The organism is uncultured Murdochiella sp., from assembly GCF_902488755.1.
Classification (GTDB): Bacteria; Bacillota; Clostridia; order Tissierellales; family Peptoniphilaceae; genus Murdochiella.
On sequence record NZ_CABTXF010000008.1, the window covers coordinates 1 to 15,418 of the forward strand.

The 15,418-nt window shown below is 48.5% G+C and carries 14 protein-coding genes; 1 reads left to right on the top strand and 13 read right to left on the bottom strand.

The window, feature by feature from the left end:
* Positions 1 to 310: 310 nt before the first annotated feature.
* The 13 genes from RDL68_RS01690 to gmk form a co-directional block, all read right to left on the bottom strand.
* The gene (locus tag RDL68_RS01690; protein ID WP_308539938.1) at positions 311 to 1,003 is read right to left on the bottom strand and encodes a thiamine diphosphokinase; all 693 of its coding nucleotides are present in this window, start codon (positions 1,001 to 1,003) and stop codon (positions 311 to 313) included.
* On the bottom strand, positions 1,000 to 1,656 hold the full coding sequence (rpe, locus tag RDL68_RS01695) for a ribulose-phosphate 3-epimerase (protein WP_308539939.1): 657 nt from the start codon (positions 1,654 to 1,656) through the stop codon (positions 1,000 to 1,002). Before rpe ends, RDL68_RS01690 begins: the two co-directional genes overlap by 4 nt.
* A 50-nt stretch (positions 1,657 to 1,706) precedes the next feature.
* Positions 1,707 to 2,600 (bottom strand): ribosome small subunit-dependent GTPase A, encoded by an 894-nt coding sequence (rsgA, locus tag RDL68_RS01700; RefSeq protein WP_308539940.1) that lies wholly within the window; start codon positions 2,598 to 2,600, stop codon positions 1,707 to 1,709.
* A gap of 27 nt (positions 2,601 to 2,627) precedes the next feature.
* The gene (gene pknB / locus RDL68_RS01705; RefSeq protein ID WP_308539941.1) at positions 2,628 to 4,571 is read right to left on the bottom strand and encodes a Stk1 family PASTA domain-containing Ser/Thr kinase; all 1,944 of its coding nucleotides are present in this window, start codon (positions 4,569 to 4,571) and stop codon (positions 2,628 to 2,630) included.
* Positions 4,549 to 5,295: a Stp1/IreP family PP2C-type Ser/Thr phosphatase gene (locus RDL68_RS01710; protein WP_308539942.1), complete on the bottom strand. Its 747-nt coding sequence runs from the start codon at positions 5,293 to 5,295 to the stop codon at positions 4,549 to 4,551. Before RDL68_RS01710 ends, pknB begins: the two co-directional genes overlap by 23 nt.
* Positions 5,295 to 6,329: a 23S rRNA (adenine(2503)-C(2))-methyltransferase RlmN gene (rlmN, locus tag RDL68_RS01715; RefSeq protein WP_308539943.1), complete on the bottom strand. Its 1,035-nt coding sequence runs from the start codon at positions 6,327 to 6,329 to the stop codon at positions 5,295 to 5,297. The genes RDL68_RS01710 and rlmN overlap by 1 nt, the downstream gene beginning before the upstream one ends.
* A 39-nt stretch (positions 6,330 to 6,368) precedes the next feature.
* Positions 6,369 to 7,667 (bottom strand): 16S rRNA (cytosine(967)-C(5))-methyltransferase RsmB, encoded by a 1,299-nt coding sequence (rsmB, locus tag RDL68_RS01720; RefSeq protein ID WP_308539944.1) that lies wholly within the window; start codon positions 7,665 to 7,667, stop codon positions 6,369 to 6,371.
* Entirely contained in the window at positions 7,667 to 8,608 is a 942-nt protein-coding gene (gene fmt / locus RDL68_RS01725) for a methionyl-tRNA formyltransferase (RefSeq protein WP_308539945.1), read from the bottom strand. The genes rsmB and fmt overlap by 1 nt, the downstream gene beginning before the upstream one ends.
* Positions 8,608 to 9,204: a peptide deformylase gene (gene def, locus RDL68_RS01730; RefSeq protein WP_308539946.1), complete on the bottom strand. Its 597-nt coding sequence runs from the start codon at positions 9,202 to 9,204 to the stop codon at positions 8,608 to 8,610. The genes fmt and def overlap by 1 nt, the downstream gene beginning before the upstream one ends.
* Positions 9,205 to 9,270: 66 nt before the next feature.
* Entirely contained in the window at positions 9,271 to 11,457 is a 2,187-nt protein-coding gene (priA, locus tag RDL68_RS01735) for a primosomal protein N' (protein WP_308539947.1), read from the bottom strand.
* Positions 11,454 to 12,635 (bottom strand): bifunctional phosphopantothenoylcysteine decarboxylase/phosphopantothenate--cysteine ligase CoaBC, encoded by a 1,182-nt coding sequence (coaBC, locus tag RDL68_RS01740; protein ID WP_308539948.1) that lies wholly within the window; start codon positions 12,633 to 12,635, stop codon positions 11,454 to 11,456. Before coaBC ends, priA begins: the two co-directional genes overlap by 4 nt.
* Positions 12,636 to 12,845, bottom strand: a complete 210-nt coding sequence (gene rpoZ / locus RDL68_RS01745; protein ID WP_308539949.1) for a DNA-directed RNA polymerase subunit omega — start codon at positions 12,843 to 12,845, stop codon at positions 12,636 to 12,638.
* Positions 12,838 to 13,449, bottom strand: a complete 612-nt coding sequence (gmk, locus tag RDL68_RS01750) for a guanylate kinase (protein ID WP_308539950.1) — start codon at positions 13,447 to 13,449, stop codon at positions 12,838 to 12,840. The genes rpoZ and gmk overlap by 8 nt, the downstream gene beginning before the upstream one ends.
* A 191-nt stretch (positions 13,450 to 13,640) precedes the next feature.
* Between gmk and RDL68_RS01755 the strand changes: the two genes are divergently transcribed.
* Complete coding sequence (locus RDL68_RS01755; RefSeq protein WP_308539951.1) at positions 13,641 to 15,413, top strand: NFACT RNA binding domain-containing protein; 1,773 nt, start codon at positions 13,641 to 13,643, stop codon at positions 15,411 to 15,413.
* Positions 15,414 to 15,418: the final 5 nt, after the last annotated feature.

The following is a 15,418-nucleotide window of genomic DNA, read 5'->3' on the forward strand; positions in this document are numbered from 1 at the left end:
AGACGTGTGCTCTTCCGATCTACGATGAAAACGGCACACCGAAGCGGATGTATGTCTGCTCCCGTTGCCTGCGTTCCGGTTTAGCGAATCGAAACCGCCCGAATGCCGCTTATATGGAAGACGTTATGGCGGAAGAGACGGCTGTTGCAGAAGAAGTCGTTGAAGAGGCGGTGGAAGCGTAACTCGTCCATTAGACGGATTTGCCTGAGACCGTATTGCGAAGAAAAATCCCCCTTAGAAGCGATGCTTCAAAGGGGGATTTTTATTATTGTCTTTATACTAAATCGAGCCTTCCCTCGTTTTTCGTCTATTACTGCGCAGATAGGATGCTGCCGTTTGCGTCGCGGGATTGAACACAGAATACCCCGCATCCTTTTTCACTTTCAATTCGCACTTCATTGTCCACCGTCAAAACATGGTTAGAAATGGCCAGCGATGAACCGGCAACCAAGGTAACGCTTTCTAACGGATAATCAAAGCCGCGTAACGTCATCGTTGCTTCTCCAGAAAACAGCAAAAAAGAGGTATACCAAAAATCTTCCTTTGGCTTCGACAAGCAGTATACGCCCGGCACAAGATAGCGAACGACATTATATTTCGAATACTCTACGATGGACATGCCACCTTCCGTAAAACGCTTGATCATCGAAAGATTGATCAGGGTATGGTCAAGTCTTGACCCTACTCCGCCAAAGAGTAACACCTTTTTAGCAAGATGTTGTGCACAATAACAAAGTGCCAATTCCGTATCGGTTTGATCCTTGCGAACGGGAAAACGCAAGACCTTTTTATTGCGCACATAGTCCTGAACAAGCGGATGCGAAACAGAAAACGCAGAGGAGTCAAAGTCGCCAAGAAGAAGATCTGCCTTGACTTTCAAGCGAACCAATACATCCAATCCACCATCCACAGCAAGGACGGTATCGACTTCTTTTAGTTTTTTGCAAAGCAACGCATCCGACGGAAGGCTTTCTCCTGCCGCCACAATGGCAACATAGTTCATTTTTTCAAATGCTCCTGAAAAGCTTTTGCCGCAGAATACGTTTCGTCACCAAAAACAGCGGATCCGGCTACCACCCAATCACAGCCGGCATCAAACACCGCATCTACATTATCTAAGCGGATTCCCCCATCCACCTCAAGCACTATTTCTCTTCCAGAAGCAGCGATCATACGTTTTGCTTTTCGTATCTTTTCCACCATCGAGGGAATAAAAGATTGTCCGCCATATCCCGGATTTACGCTCATAATGAGCAACAAGTCCACTTCCGACAAAAGCTCTTCCACAGCCGAAACAGGTGTCCCAGGATTAACGGCTATCCCTGCCTTCATGCCCAAGTTGTGAATTTCCTGTATGGTGCGATAACTGTGTGTGACCGCTTCCCAGTGAATCGTGAGCAAATCGCAACCTGCTTTTTGAAAGGCAGGAAACAGAGAAACCGGTTCTCGAACCATAAGATGCGTGTCAAAAAAAAGAGAAGTATGCTTTCGCAGTTTAGCGATATAGCCCGGACCAAAGGTAAGATTGCCGACAAATTGTCCATCCATAACGTCAAGATGAAGATGCGTTATACCTGCCTTCTCTAAGGCGGTAATTTCTTGATCGACATGATAAAAATCTGCCGATAACAGCGACGGAGCCAATTGACGATCCATTTTTTACCCTTTCTTTTTTCTGTTCGAAATACAATGCGTTAAAAGCTGAATCAGCGGAACGTGTTCTTCTCCATTTCGTCATATAAACGCAAATACGATGCGTATCGCTCCTGCGCTATTTCTCCTCGCGCGATCGCTTCTTTGATCGCGCAGTGCGGTTCTCGGCGATGCGAGCAATTACGAAACTGACATTTTTCCTTGATGCGCGCCATCTCCGGAAATACCGCGGCAAGCTCCGCAGGATTCGAAAAGTCGCGCAAATCCAGAGTAGAAAAACCCGGCGTATCAAAGATAAACGTCTTTTCCCCCAAAGAAAAAAGGCGACTGGTGCGTGTCGTTTGTTTTCCGCGCGCCGTTTTTTCGCTGAGTTCCCCAATTACAATGGATTGTTCACCGCTCAGACGTTGAATTAAGGTGGACTTTCCGGCTCCGGAAGGTCCTGCAATGGCTGTCATGCGACCTTCTAAAACATTTTCCAACTCGGTTAGACCGGTGCCGTGAAGCGAATCGATGAAAAAAAGAGGATAACCGGTCGGACGATAACGCGCTTCCCATGTTTCACGAAGTGCTTTCGCTGTGCAGTCCATCTTGGTAAAACAAAGCAAAATTGGAAAATGTCGTTTTTCCAGTACCGCCAACAATTTATCCAACTGCAGCGCATTGACCACGGGTTCCACCAACGTTTCGACCACCAACACCTGATCTACGTTGGCTACGGGAGGACGAAGAAGTTGATTTTTACGGGGAAGCACCTCCATAATGGTCGCTTCTTCATCCTGTTCCGCTTTTGTCCACAAAACGTAATCCCCGATCATGGGACGCAAATCTCGTTCCCGCAACACGCCGCGTCCTCTGGCAAAAACCCTTCCTGTCCAGTCTGAATCCTGCGTGGGTGCCAATTCATAGCGATCTTTTTCGGCGGATATAATATGTCCTCTCGGCACGCTTGCTCCTCTTTTTCTTGCTCAGTCTTATTGCTGCGGCGCTTTATTCTGTCTGTTTGCTTCCGCCAACACGCCGTCAATATAAATGGAAAACTGCGCGCCTTCCATGGCTTCCACATCAGCGGAGATATAGCCTTCACCGTTAGCATCTGAAGCATTGAATATTTTCTTGAAAACGGGTTCATCACGTGATTCGTTCAAATCGTAGATGGTGACTTCAAAGGTTTCTTTTCCTGCCGGTGGATAAATACGGGTCTTATAGATCATCTTTTTGGTCGTGTTATCTTCGGAAGAGGATGTTTCTTCTCCCATGGAGACCGTAATCGTGATGGCACTATTTTGTTCCACTTGCGTACCGGCGGCAATGGATTGCGAAATTACCGTGCCTGAAGGATAGGAGCTAAAAGCTGTGTTTACTTTTTCCAACTTCAAGCCAGCTGCGTTGATTTCGGCGAGAGCCTGATTTTGAGTCTTATTGAGCAACACAGGAACAACTGTCATGACCGCTTCTTTTCCCTTGCTCACGATGAGCACAATGCGGCTTCCATTTTCTGCTTCCGCTCCGGCAGAAGGTTCGGTACCAACGACCTGATTTTTCGCCGCATGTTCATCAAAAACCATTTTGGTCTGCCCGATACGAAAACCGGCTTCCTGTAAGATTTTTGTCGCTTCTTCTATACTCTTTCCTGAAACATCGGGCACTGGTTTCTGTTTCTTTCCGGAACTGACCACCAAATTGATCGTCGTTCCCTTTTCCACCGGCGTACCGCTCATGATGCTTTGATCAATCACGATACCTTCTTCCACTTCCTCATCCGGACGACGCTCCGTTACGGCACCTTTTAAGTCATTTTTCGCCAGCTGATCCAATGCGTTCTTTTCTTCCAAATTAATCACGGCAGGCACCATAGCATAACGATCTTTTTCTCTTTGCTGTTTCTGATAGAAGAAAAACACCGTCAAAAGAACAACAACGATCGCTACGGCAACCAAGGAAATGGTACGTATATTCACCTTTTTCGCTTTCTTTTCTATGGGCGTGCGAACACCGCGGCTTTGATAAACCGCTTCCTGTACGGGGACAACCGGCACATTTCCGGTTTCTTCCTGTGAAGAAGCAGAGGGTAAGAAAACCGTATCATCGAAATCGTGATAATTGTCCAGCGCTTCAGCCAATTCCTCGGCAGAGGCATACCGATCCTCTGGATTCTTTTCTAGACAGCGTAAAATAATGCGGTTTAGCCCCGGATGAAGAGAAGGGTTCTGCTCAATAGGAGCAACGGGTTGCTCCTGAATTTGTTTCATCGCAATGCCCACCGACGTTTCCGCATCAAAGGGCACTTTCCCTGTCGCCATCTCATACATAACGATGCCCAAGGAATAAATATCCGATTGTGCATCCACCGGCTGTCCCTTTGCCTGCTCCGGCGAAATGTAATGGACGGTTCCCAGAATATTATTGGTAAACGTTACGGTGGAAGAGGAAGTAATACGAGCAATGCCAAAATCAGCTACTTTGATATCTCCACTCTTCGTAATGAGGATGTTTGCCGGTTTAATATCCCGATGGACGAGATGTACCTCATGCGCACGCGCAAGTGCCAAAGCGATTTGCTGCCCTGTTTTAGCGACAACCGCAGAACTCATAATTCCATGCGTGCGAATCGCTTCTTTGAGCGTCGTGCCCTCAATCAGCTCCATAACGATATAGTGCAGCACGCGATCATCAAACGGTTCGCGCCCAACATCATAGACGTTCACGACATTCGGATGATTGAGAGAGGCAGCGGCTAAGGCTTCGTTTTCAAATTTCTGAACAAATTCTTCATCTTCGAGATATTGCTCTTTTAAGATTTTGACCGCTACCTTACGCTTGAGAACGAGGTCTTCCGCCTCATAGACATAGGCCATTCCGCCCTGTCCGATGCGTTGCGCCAGTCGGTAACGATTATTGAGCAGAATCGGCTTCATGATCGCCTCCTATATCGTACAGCGTAAGGGTAATATTGTCGGCACCGCCGTTATCGTTTGCGGTATTTACGAGTTTTTCCGCCGCTTCGCGCACAGTGCCTTCTTCGGCAAGGATGGCTTCCATCGACTCGGTATCCATCATCTTGGTTAAACCATCACTGCAAAGAAGAATACGATCGCCTGCATAAAGTGAAATCGTCCGCGTATCCACCGCTATTGTTTCATCCGTTCCGACAGCACGTGTTAAGGTGTTTCGATCCGGATGCACAAGAGCTTCTTCCGGAGTAAGTAAACCTTGGCGAACCATGTCGGCAACCAAGGAGTGATCCTGGGTTAGCTGAAGAAGTTTCCCTTCACGGAAAAGATAAATACGACTATCTCCCACATGCGCAATGCTCAGTTGGTGCTGGCAAATAACGGCAGCGCAAATTGTCGTTCCCATGCGCGCATATTCTGCAACCTCTTCTCCTTTTTCATAAACGGCAAGATTGGCTGCCTGAACGGCTTCCGTCAAGAGTGTCTCATAATCGTCTCTTCCCTTGTCATTCATGAAATACGTCCGGCAAGCTTCAATCGCTATGGATGCCGCAACTTCTCCGGCGTTGTGTCCACCCATGCCGTCCGCCAGCAAAAGAAGGGAAAAGCGCGGATGAAAATAATTGGAATAGCGATCCTGATTCATGGAACGCACGCGTCCCACATCGGTTATGGAATAGGTATTCATCAATTCCTCTCTTCTTTCTCGTACAAGACGCGCAGCTGACCGCAAGCCGCATCAATGTCTTGACCGCGTTTCTGCCGAATACTGACATGCACGCCATTTTTTTGTAATCGCTCAGCAAAGCGGATTAGAGCACGTTCATCCGCTGATTGTCCTCGAAATTCATCGATCGTATTCAAAGGAATTAGATTCACATGATATTGCGGTCCGACAAGATGTTTGCTCATCCATCGGAGGTCCTCATCCCGGTCGTTTTCCCCTTGAATCAAGGCATATTCAAAGCTGATACGCCGTCCTGTTTGCGCAAAATAGGCATCGCACGCCGCTAACACTTCGGCAATGGCATAACGCCGGGCAATGGGCATGGTTCGTTTTCGCCGTTCATCCGATGTAGCATGTAAAGAAATGGCCAAATTGATTGCCAAATTTTCTTCTCTCAATCGTCGGATACCCGGAACAATCCCACAGGTCGAAAGCGTAATATGCCTTTCGCTGAGATTCTTTCCTTCCGGAGCAGTGACAAGATGAATAAAACGAAGTACTTCTTCCCAATTATCCATCGGTTCGCCGATGCCCATCAAGACGATGCGCGTGATGGTCGTATTTTCCCACTCTTCTACGCGATAGACCTGCGCTAAGATTTCTTCCGCTTGCAAATTGCGGACAAAATCCGCTTTTGTTGAGGCACAGAAACGGCAGCCCATACGGCAACCCACTTGCGTAGACACGCAGAGTGTAGTGCGGTCCGCATAGGGCATGAACACCGTTTCGATGATTGCCTCATCTTCCAGCGCCAGCAAGTACTTCGCGCTTCCGTCGCGAGAAGACAAACGCTTTACTTTCTGCACCGTTCGCAAGGGAAGGTTAGCTGCCCTCTCCCGAACCGTCTTGGGCAGAACCGCGGCTTGAAAAATATCCCGTTTTCGCTCGACATGGAAATAGTGAAAAAGCTGGTTCCCTCGAAACGCGGGAAAGCCCTGTTGCATTGCCCATTCACGACATTCTGCAAGCGTAAAAGCGTTTACTGCCCGCTGCATAACTCCTCCTGCTATCGGTTATTATATCATCCCTATGCTTTATTCGTCAGCGTCCTCTCGGCGAAAGCGTGCGATAAAGAAACCGTCCGACCAATCCACGAGAGGAGAATACCGTAGTACCGATTGTCCTTCAACCGGTTCGGGAACCCATCCTTCGGGAATCGTCGCAACCACTTCTTCATTTTCCTTCTTACCATAAGTACAGGTACTGTACACCAGTCGCCCATTCGGTTTCACATACTGCAATGCCGTTTGAAGAATCTCTTTTTGCAATGTCGCTAAAGCAGCAATGTCTTCCCTTTTTCGATTCCAACGGATGTCCGGTTTTCGTCCCAAAAGCCCCAGCCCTGAACAGGGCGCGTCTACTAACACCACATCAAAACGGTTCCTCCATTCTGACCGAACGATGCGTGCATCCCCAATATGAATATCCAACGGAGCCTTCATGCGACGCGCATTCTCCTCTAAATATTGCCGTTTTTCCTCGATCACATCATTTGCGACGACTCGGCAAGTCGGCGAAAGGAGCTTCATGGCGACCGCTTTTCCGCCTGGTGCCGCACAAAGATCCAGAATCTCGCCTTCTTCGATGCCTTCCACGGCTATTTCCGCGACCCGTACACCCGCTTGCGATTGAATCGTCATCTTCCCTTCTTGGAATGCCGAACTTTCGGTAATTCTTCCGCTGTCGCAAAGAAGACAATGCGAAGAAATCTGTCCAAGCCGCAAAGCGGAAAGGGATGAAGATAACGTTTCAAAAAACGCTTCACGAGAGTATTGGGGAGCAACGAAAAGGCTGATGGGCGCAGGTTCATTCTGCTTGGCAAGTAGTTCTTCCCACTCGCTTTCGGAAAAATACGTCGCAAGGTAATCTGCCATCCAGTCGGGAAGCGAATAGCGCACAGCAAGCCATTTTTCGCGGTCGGTAATCGGTATTTGCGTGGCTTCTTCCCCTGCGCGCAAAACAGAACGCAAGACAGCATTGACATATCGTTTCGTTGCCTGTTCTTTTCTGGGCAAAAGCGATACCGCCTGATCCACCGCGGCATGAGGAGGTGTTCCTAAAAAGAGAAGCTCATAAAGGGCAAGACGCAGCGTATTGCGCGCCCTGCTCTTTTGCTTTTCCATGGGACGAGCGGAAAAGGTGTCCAGCACAGTATCCAGATAACGCCGATTTTCCAAAACACCATAGACCAACCGCCTCATGGTCGCATGATCTCGCAACTCTTTCATATCTCTTGCACGATGATTGATGGCTCTTTCGACGGCTTCCCCCGAACGTTCGCATTGGACAAGCACGGCAAGAGCGGTCTCTCTTGCTTCGTTTACCCTTCCCATTATTGCGTCTCCCACGGAGTTACTTTCGTTCCCGGTTCTATAGAGTGCCCGTTCAGAAACGATGCTACGGACATTGCTTTTTTATTTGGCGGCTGCAACACATCGATAACAAATACTCCATCTCCGGTCTGAATAGCGATCCCTTTCTTATCGGCACGAAGAACTTCTCCCACCTCGCCCTTTGAAAAATCTTCTTGCGCGTGAGCGGCGTGTACCTTGTATTCTTCCTCATTCAATCGGATGCGCGCGCCGGGCCAATCGCTAACGGTTGCTACCTGACGAACCAGCATCTTTGCCGGTTTTTGCATATGGAGTAGGCCGTCCTCACGTTCTATTTTTCGGGCGTAGGTCGCCTTTTCATCTTCCTGGGGCACGCGTTTTTCATAATATTGTTCAAAATGACGAAGCGTATCCAACAGCACTTCTGCGCCTAAATCGCCCAATTTATCCGTAACGGTCTTTAGATCGTCCTCCGTTAACGGTATCGATGCCTGTCGAAGCATATCTCCCGCATCTAATTGCTTTTCGACAAGCATGGCGGTCACACCAATCTCGCATTCACCGGCAAGCATCGCCCGTTGGATGGGTGCTGCTCCACGATACTGCGGCAGAAGACTGGCATGAATGTTGAGAATCCGACCATCATAGCGGTAAAGGAGGGCATCATCAAGAAGTTGTCCAAAAGCGATGACTACCAGTATATCCGGCTCTGCTTTTTCCAAAAGCGATAAGAAGGAAGGCTCATTTACCGAATCCGGCGTTTCCACAGGAAGAGAAAGCGAAATCGCCTCCTCTTTGATCGGTGTCGGGCTCCATTTCCCACGAGATCTCCGCCGATCCGGCTGCGAAACAACCAGTGCAATTTCCATATCTTCCGCTTCGTAAAGCGCCCGAAGCGAAGGCAGGGCGAAGTCCGGCGTGCCAAAAAAAGCAACGCGCATTACGCTTCTCCTTTCGCAGACGGCAATGGATTCGTCTGCTCCTCGTTTTGCTTCTCTTCGTTTTCGTTTTCGCCGTTCCCGTCGTTTCCTTCCAACAAATGGTGTTCATGGAGGTATTCCACCTGCTCTTCTGTGGGATGCGCAAGATCTATTTCCTTTTCCACTAAATCGCGAAAAAGAACACCATTCAAATGATCGATTTCATGGCATAGACAACGAGCAAAAAGCCCCTCCGCTTGAACGATTTTCGCCGCGCCTTCCTCATCCTGATACGAAACCACCACACGCTTCGGACGATACACCGTGCCGTTAAATTGCGGAACGGAAAGACAGCCTTCAACATCCAATTGCTGTTCTTCAGAACGTTCAATGATTTCCGGATTGATCATTTTATAGATGCCTTCACCAACATCTATAGTGATCATACGGCGTAATCTGCCTACCTGAGGCGCGGCAAGCCCTACGCCTTCCTTTTCTTTCATCGTTTCCACCATGGCATCCAATAGGTCACGAGTGGCATCGTTTATCTCGTTTACCGGTTTTGCTTTTTTGCGAAGAATGGGATCCCCTTCTACGCGCAAGGTTAATAACGCCATCTTTTTCCTTTCTATTTGACCGCCTCAAAGTATAAGCGACATTCTTCTTGTTAAGCGATTTTCGCATCAATAGACGCTGATCGGATCCGGCGTAACCGTAATCCACAAATCTTCTGTCGTCGGAAATTCCTGCATTACGCTTCTTCCTGCCTCTTCCAACAATAAACGTTCGGGAGAACGGAGTAGGAGCGAAAAACGGTACCGACGATTCATACGCTCAATGACGCTCGGACTCGGTCCATCAATCACCAACCCCGAATACCGCCCCACAAGAAAGTCATGCACCTGATGGGCTTTATGGAGTGTTTCATCCCGTCGAAAGCCGCTGAATTGAATGTGCAGATCATGCCAGACGGGCGGATAATGCTTTTCTCGACGATAGGCGATTTCCTGACGATAAAAAGCGTCATGGTCGTAATTTGCCGCAGAAACTAAAGCATAGTTCGTCGGAACATACGTCTGAATAAAGACTTCTCCCGGTCGATCCGCACGACCCGCTCTTCCGGCAACCTGCGTCAGCAACTGAAAGGTGCGTTCCGGTGAACGTACATCCGGAAGATTCAGATTGACGTCGGCAGAAAGAATCCCCACAACCGTAACCTTGGGAAAGTCAAAGCCTTTCGCAATCATCTGTGTGCCAAGAAGAATGTCGATTTTCCCCTCAAGCATTTCACGATAGATGGCTTCATACGCTCCTTTGCGCTGCATAGTATCGGCATCTGCTCGACGAATACGCGCCGTTGGAAATAATCTCTTTACCTCTTCTTCCAGTTGTTCTGTGCCCGCACCAAATTCGCGTATAGCTTGGCTTCCGCATTGCGGACATTTTTTGCGATACACTTTTTCTCTACCGCAATAATGACAGATAAGCTTGTCCCGATGTTTATGATAGGTCATTGCCACATCGCAGGCATCGCAGCGATAAACATAACCACAGGCGCGGCAAAAGACAAATGACGTATGCCCTCTTTTGTTGAGAAACAGAATCACCTGCTCTCCCCTGTCCAAGGCGTTCTTTGTCGCATGGTAAAGTGACCGCGAAAACATGCTCCGGTTATTATGCTTAAGCTCTTCGCGCATATCAATCAGATGCGCTTTCGGCAGGGGCTGATTATTCACACGCGAAGGCAAATCCAGTCGGATAAGCTCACCCAATTCCACACGATAAAGCGACTCTATAGAAGGTGTGGCAGACCCTAACACCAGGGAACACTTATGCCAACGGGCACGAAATGCGGCAATACGGTCGGTATGGTACTTCGGATTTTGCTCGCTGACATAACTTGTTTCGTGTTCTTCGTCCATAATGATGATGCCAAGATTGGAAAATGGAGCAAATATCGCGCTTCGGGCGCCAATGGCAATCGTCACCTCGCCGCGCTGTATCTTTTCCCATTCTTCATAGCGTTCGGCGGACGAAAGACGAGAATGCAATATGGCCACGCGCGGTCCAAATCGCCCTTCAAATCGAGCAATGGTTTGTGGAGTCAACGCAATTTCCGGCACGAGAATAATCGCCTGTTTTCCCTTTTCCAGCACTTTTTGCACCAATTGCAGATAGATCTCGGTCTTTCCCGAACCGGTCACGCCGCAAAGAAGATATTGCCCCGTTTTCGCCGTAATTTGCGTAAAGACCTTTTGCTGATCAGGTGTTAACGGCATGGCAGCATAGTTTTCGGCTCGAGACGAGGAACGACGGTGAATACGTTCCTCTTCCCGAAGAATCCAACCGCGTTCTTCGAGGCGCATAAGGGTTGCCGAGTCGGCTTTAGTCGCCGCCAGCAACGCCTCACGCGAAAGCGAACCTTGTGATAAAGCCGATAACACCTTCTGTTGACGAAGCGCGCCTGAACGTGGCTTTGCCTGTTTCCCCTCATCGGTTAATCTATACGAAAAACGTAGTTTTGGACGATACTCTCCCGGTTTTCCCGGCGGAAGAACCGCTTGAAGAGCTGCCGAAACATCGGATAGATCCTGTTTCACCATCCTTTCCGCTAAAGCCAGCGCTTCTTCCGATACGGGCGCTACGCCGGAAATCCAAGAAAGAACAGCTTTCGTCGGAAACGCAGGACGTTCTTGTTCCAAAACGCGCCAAACAACCGCTTCCCATCGCCTATTTCCTTTGCCGAAAGGCACGCGGCAAAGCGCACCGCGAAGGGCTCCATCACGAAGCGCTTCCGGCACTTCGTAAGTAAAAAGGCGCTGTGTCTTTCTCGTATTGGTTAACAGAAAAACTTCGACATAACAGCTCATCGCAACAAATCCAAAAGGCGATCCGCGACGTCTTCCTTCGACAGAAGGGGCAGTGCTTCTTCCATTTCCTCGCCAAGAATGGTCACAATATTCGTATCGTAATCAAATGCCGCACCTTCCTTGGTGACGTCATTGGCAACGATATAATCTAATTTTTTCTTCTCCCGTTTTTCCCTCGCATGGGTCAATACTTTTTCGGACTCGGTAGCGAAACCAATCACCGTCTGATGCGTTTTCTTTTGAGCGAGGTGTTGCAAGATATCGGGCGTATCCACCATATCTAAAGTGCGAATCTTGCCGTCATCCAGCCCCTTAATTTTTTGGGTCTTTTGATCTACCGGTCGAAAATCCGCCGGAGCCGCCGCCATGAATAACGCATCCGCTTTCGGAAATTCTTTTTCCAACGCCAAAAGCATATCTTCCGTCGATTCTACAGCAATCGCGCGCACCCCTTGCGGTACCGGAACCTTCATTTCCCCATGGACAAGCGTGACCTCTGCTCCGCGCATCATAGCGCGTTTCGCGATGGCAACGCCCTGTTTGCCGGAGGAATCATTCGTCAAAAAGCGCACCGGATCAAGACGCTCTCTCGTTGGACCTGCCGAAACCAATATTTGCTTTCCCCGCAAATCTTTCTCGGTTAACGCACTTTCAATCGATAGAAATAGCGAAACGGCTTCCGGCATCCGCCCTTCTCCGTCCTCCTGACAGGCGAGCCATCCTGCATCCGGCTGCAAGACCTGAATACCACGTTCTCGAAGCATTTCTATGTTCTTCTGGGTCGCGACGTTATGGTACATCACTACGTTCATCGCCGGCGCAACCATGACCGGACAATGTGCCGCCAAAGCGGTCGCTGAGAGCAAATCATCGGCAATGCCACATGCCATTTTTGCCAGAATATTGGCTGTCGCCGGTGCAATAAGAAAAAGATCAGCATCGCGAGTGAGATCAATATGGGCAATCATTCCCTCGTTTTCCGCAAACAAATCCGTATAAACGGGATGCGCAGACATTGTTTGAAAGGTAAGTGGCGTGACAAAACGCGTCGCCCCTTCTGTCATGACCACCTTTGTTTCCGCGCCTGCTTTTCGCAGCCGTGATAACAATTCCGGAATTTTGTATACCGCAATACCTCCGGACACGCCGAGCAGGATTCGCTTTCCTGAAAGACTCATTTACTCCTCCATTTGCGCTACATGATCCACCTTGGTTACTTTACGCTGCATGATTTCATCCAAAGCAACCGTAACCGGCTTCTCTCCTTTGCTCTCCACTAAGGGCTGGGAACCGTCTGTCAACAGGCGGGCACGCTTCATCACCATCACGCACACGTCGTAACGGCTCGGGCTGATTTCGCCCAGTTCTCGAAATGATGGATTAATCATGAAATTCCTCCCAATACGTATGAATGAGTTCTGCATCAATGCGTTTTGTTTCCGCATCAATAATATGCGATACCATCTCTGCACAGCGATCCACCTCATCGTTGACGACAGCATAATCGTAATCGTGCAGCATGGAAATCTCCTCTTTGGCATTGTTTAAGCGCAGATGAATACTCTCTTCATCTTCACTTCCGCGTTTACGGATGCGCGATTCCAAATCGCTGCGATGCGGAGGAAGAAGAAAGATATAGACACCGCCGGGCATGTTTTGTTTTACTTGCATCGCCCCCTGGACATCAATTTCCAATAAGACATTTTCCCCGGCGGCAAGCTGTTCTAAAACATACGATTTCGGCGTACCATAATAATTCCCATGTACTTTAGCAAATTCAATCAATTCGCCGCGGTCAATAAGAGCATTAAACTCTGTAGGGGAATAGAAAAAATAGTTTTCGCCCTCTTTTTCCTGCGGTCGCTTTGCACGGGTAGTCGCGGAAATGCTCACTTTAATATCGTTTCGCTTTGCTTTGAGTGCTTCGCATACCGTCCCCTTGCCAACACCGGAGGGACCGGATAAGATAATTAACTTTCCCTGACGTCGCATGATACCTCCTTTTCTCTATGAAAACAGTGTAGCAGGGCGGCAAGAAAAAAGCGATAAAATAAGACAATTGAGTAATATTTGAAAAGTGCATCCCCCATTTCTACTGCGTTTGCTGTCATTCTCATCTTTCTTCTGCCGCATTTCGTTCGGATTATGCGCAATGCTATAATGGAATAAGAAAGGAACTACTCATGACTTTTGACGGTATTACCATGCATGCAGTGGTCGCCGAGCTGAAACAGAAATTGCTCGGCGGACATATTAAAAAAATAAATCAGATTGGACCTTCCCAACTGACGATAGCATTCTATGCGAATGGCGAACATTTTCTGCTCTATCTTTCCTGCGACGCCTCGAACGGACGGCTGCATCTGACGACTAAAAAATATGCCAACCCGACTACGCCGCCCAATTTCGTGATGCTCCTCAGAAAGCATCTTGGACAAGGCAAGTTAATCGGACTGGAACAGGTTGCCATGGATCGCACCGTTCGTCTTCGTTTTCAAACGCGCAATGAATTGGGCGATTCCGTTGAAAAACAACTCGTTTTGGAAGTAATGGGACGTCACTCTAACCTCATTCTGTTAGATGAAAAAGATCGCATTTTGGAAGCCATTCATCGTGTATCCTATGATATGAGCCGCGTGCGTCAAATTTATCCCGGAAAGACGTATACCGTTTTTCCGGCAAATAAACGTGATGTGCTGACACAGGACGTTTGTCTTGCCCTTCTTCTTGATGAGGCACAAAAAGAACAGCGCGGCGGCGTTACGATAAAACAGCTTTTTTATGGGCAGCTTACGGGTTTTTCTCCTCTCGTTGCCATTGAACTTTGCGTGCGTGCCGATGTAAAACCCGATACACCCATCGGAGCGCTTACTCCCGATGAACAAAACGCGATGGATCGCGAGCTTTCTCTGCTTGTTACTGCCTTGCGCAACGATTGCTACCATCCTACCCTTTATCGTTCGCCCAAAAATCAAGCCTATCCTTTCGCGTTGACACAGTACGGCACGCCGGCAGCGGAGAATGAATCCATCAGTGCCCTCATCGATCAACAAACGACGGAAACGGCGCGCGACGATGGCTTCGGGCAACGCAAAGAATCCCTTCGCCATCGGTTAGCGCTCTTTCTCGATAAGAAGATGCGTAAACGCGACCATCTTCGTGAGGATAAAGCAGAAACCGAAAATCGACAGGACTATAAAGAAGAAGCCGACTTATTGGCTGCCTATGCGCATACGGTGAAAAAAGGAAAGGACAGCCTCATCGTAAACGACTTTTTTCACGAAAACCGTCTCCGTACCATTCCCCTTGACCCCAAAAAATCCGGTCACGAAAATATGGAAGCCAAATATCGACTGTTCTCCAAGCTCAATACGGCGCATAAACTTCTATCAGAAAGTATTCCACAGATTGAGGAAGAAATTCGCTATCTCGAACAATTGGGCGAGATGTTGGAACAGACGCAGTCTATCGAGGAATTGGAGGCTGTTGAGCAAGAGTTTGAACGGGAAGGAATCCTGCCCAAACGAAAGAAAAAAGCAAAGAAGGCAGCAACCTCTTCACTTCCGCCACGCGAGTTCTTGACCAAAAACGGTTTTACTATTCTCGTTGGGCGTAACAATGCACAAAACGATCAATTAACATTAAAGGTAGCGGATAAAGAAGATCTCTTTTTTCATTCCAAAACCGTTCCCGGCGCGCATGTAATTCTTCGCGCAGCCGGACAACCGGTGGTTCAAGAGGACATCGAAGCCGCCGCGTATTTGGCGGCGCGCTACTCCTCACGTAACCACGAGAATGCGGTGGAAATAGACTACACACAAAAAAAGCATGTCTACAAGGCGAAAGGCGCTAAACCGGGCATGGTCTACTATAAGGAGTTTCATACTCTCGTGATGAATCCGCAAGCAAGCGCAGAACACCTGTTTGTGGAGAAGCAAAACCTTCTCGATAAATAAAAAGA

Bases quoted from the DNA above. Each gene is read 5' to 3' on its own strand.
- RDL68_RS01690 (WP_308539938.1), bottom strand. From the start codon at position 1,003: ATGAACTATGTTGCCATTGTGGCGGCAGGAGAAAGCCTTCCGTCGGAT.
- rpe (WP_308539939.1), bottom strand. From the start codon at position 1,656: ATGGATCGTCAATTGGCTCCGTCGCTGTTATCGGCAGATTTTTATCAT.
- pknB (WP_308539941.1), bottom strand. From the start codon at position 4,571: ATGAAGCCGATTCTGCTCAATAATCGTTACCGACTGGCGCAACGCATC.
- RDL68_RS01710 (WP_308539942.1), bottom strand. From the start codon at position 5,295: ATGAATACCTATTCCATAACCGATGTGGGACGCGTGCGTTCCATGAAT.
- rlmN (WP_308539943.1), bottom strand. From the start codon at position 6,329: ATGCAGCGGGCAGTAAACGCTTTTACGCTTGCAGAATGTCGTGAATGG.
- rsmB (WP_308539944.1), bottom strand. From the start codon at position 7,667: ATGGGAAGGGTAAACGAAGCAAGAGAGACCGCTCTTGCCGTGCTTGTC.
- fmt (WP_308539945.1), bottom strand. From the start codon at position 8,608: ATGCGCGTTGCTTTTTTTGGCACGCCGGACTTCGCCCTGCCTTCGCTT.
- def (WP_308539946.1), bottom strand. From the start codon at position 9,204: ATGGCGTTATTAACCTTGCGCGTAGAAGGGGATCCCATTCTTCGCAAA.
- priA (WP_308539947.1), bottom strand. From the start codon at position 11,457: ATGAGCTGTTATGTCGAAGTTTTTCTGTTAACCAATACGAGAAAGACA.
- coaBC (WP_308539948.1), bottom strand. From the start codon at position 12,635: ATGAGTCTTTCAGGAAAGCGAATCCTGCTCGGCGTGTCCGGAGGTATT.
- rpoZ (WP_308539949.1), bottom strand. From the start codon at position 12,845: ATGATTAATCCATCATTTCGAGAACTGGGCGAAATCAGCCCGAGCCGT.
- gmk (WP_308539950.1), bottom strand. From the start codon at position 13,449: ATGCGACGTCAGGGAAAGTTAATTATCTTATCCGGTCCCTCCGGTGTT.
- RDL68_RS01755 (WP_308539951.1), top strand. From the start codon at position 13,641: ATGACTTTTGACGGTATTACCATGCATGCAGTGGTCGCCGAGCTGAAA.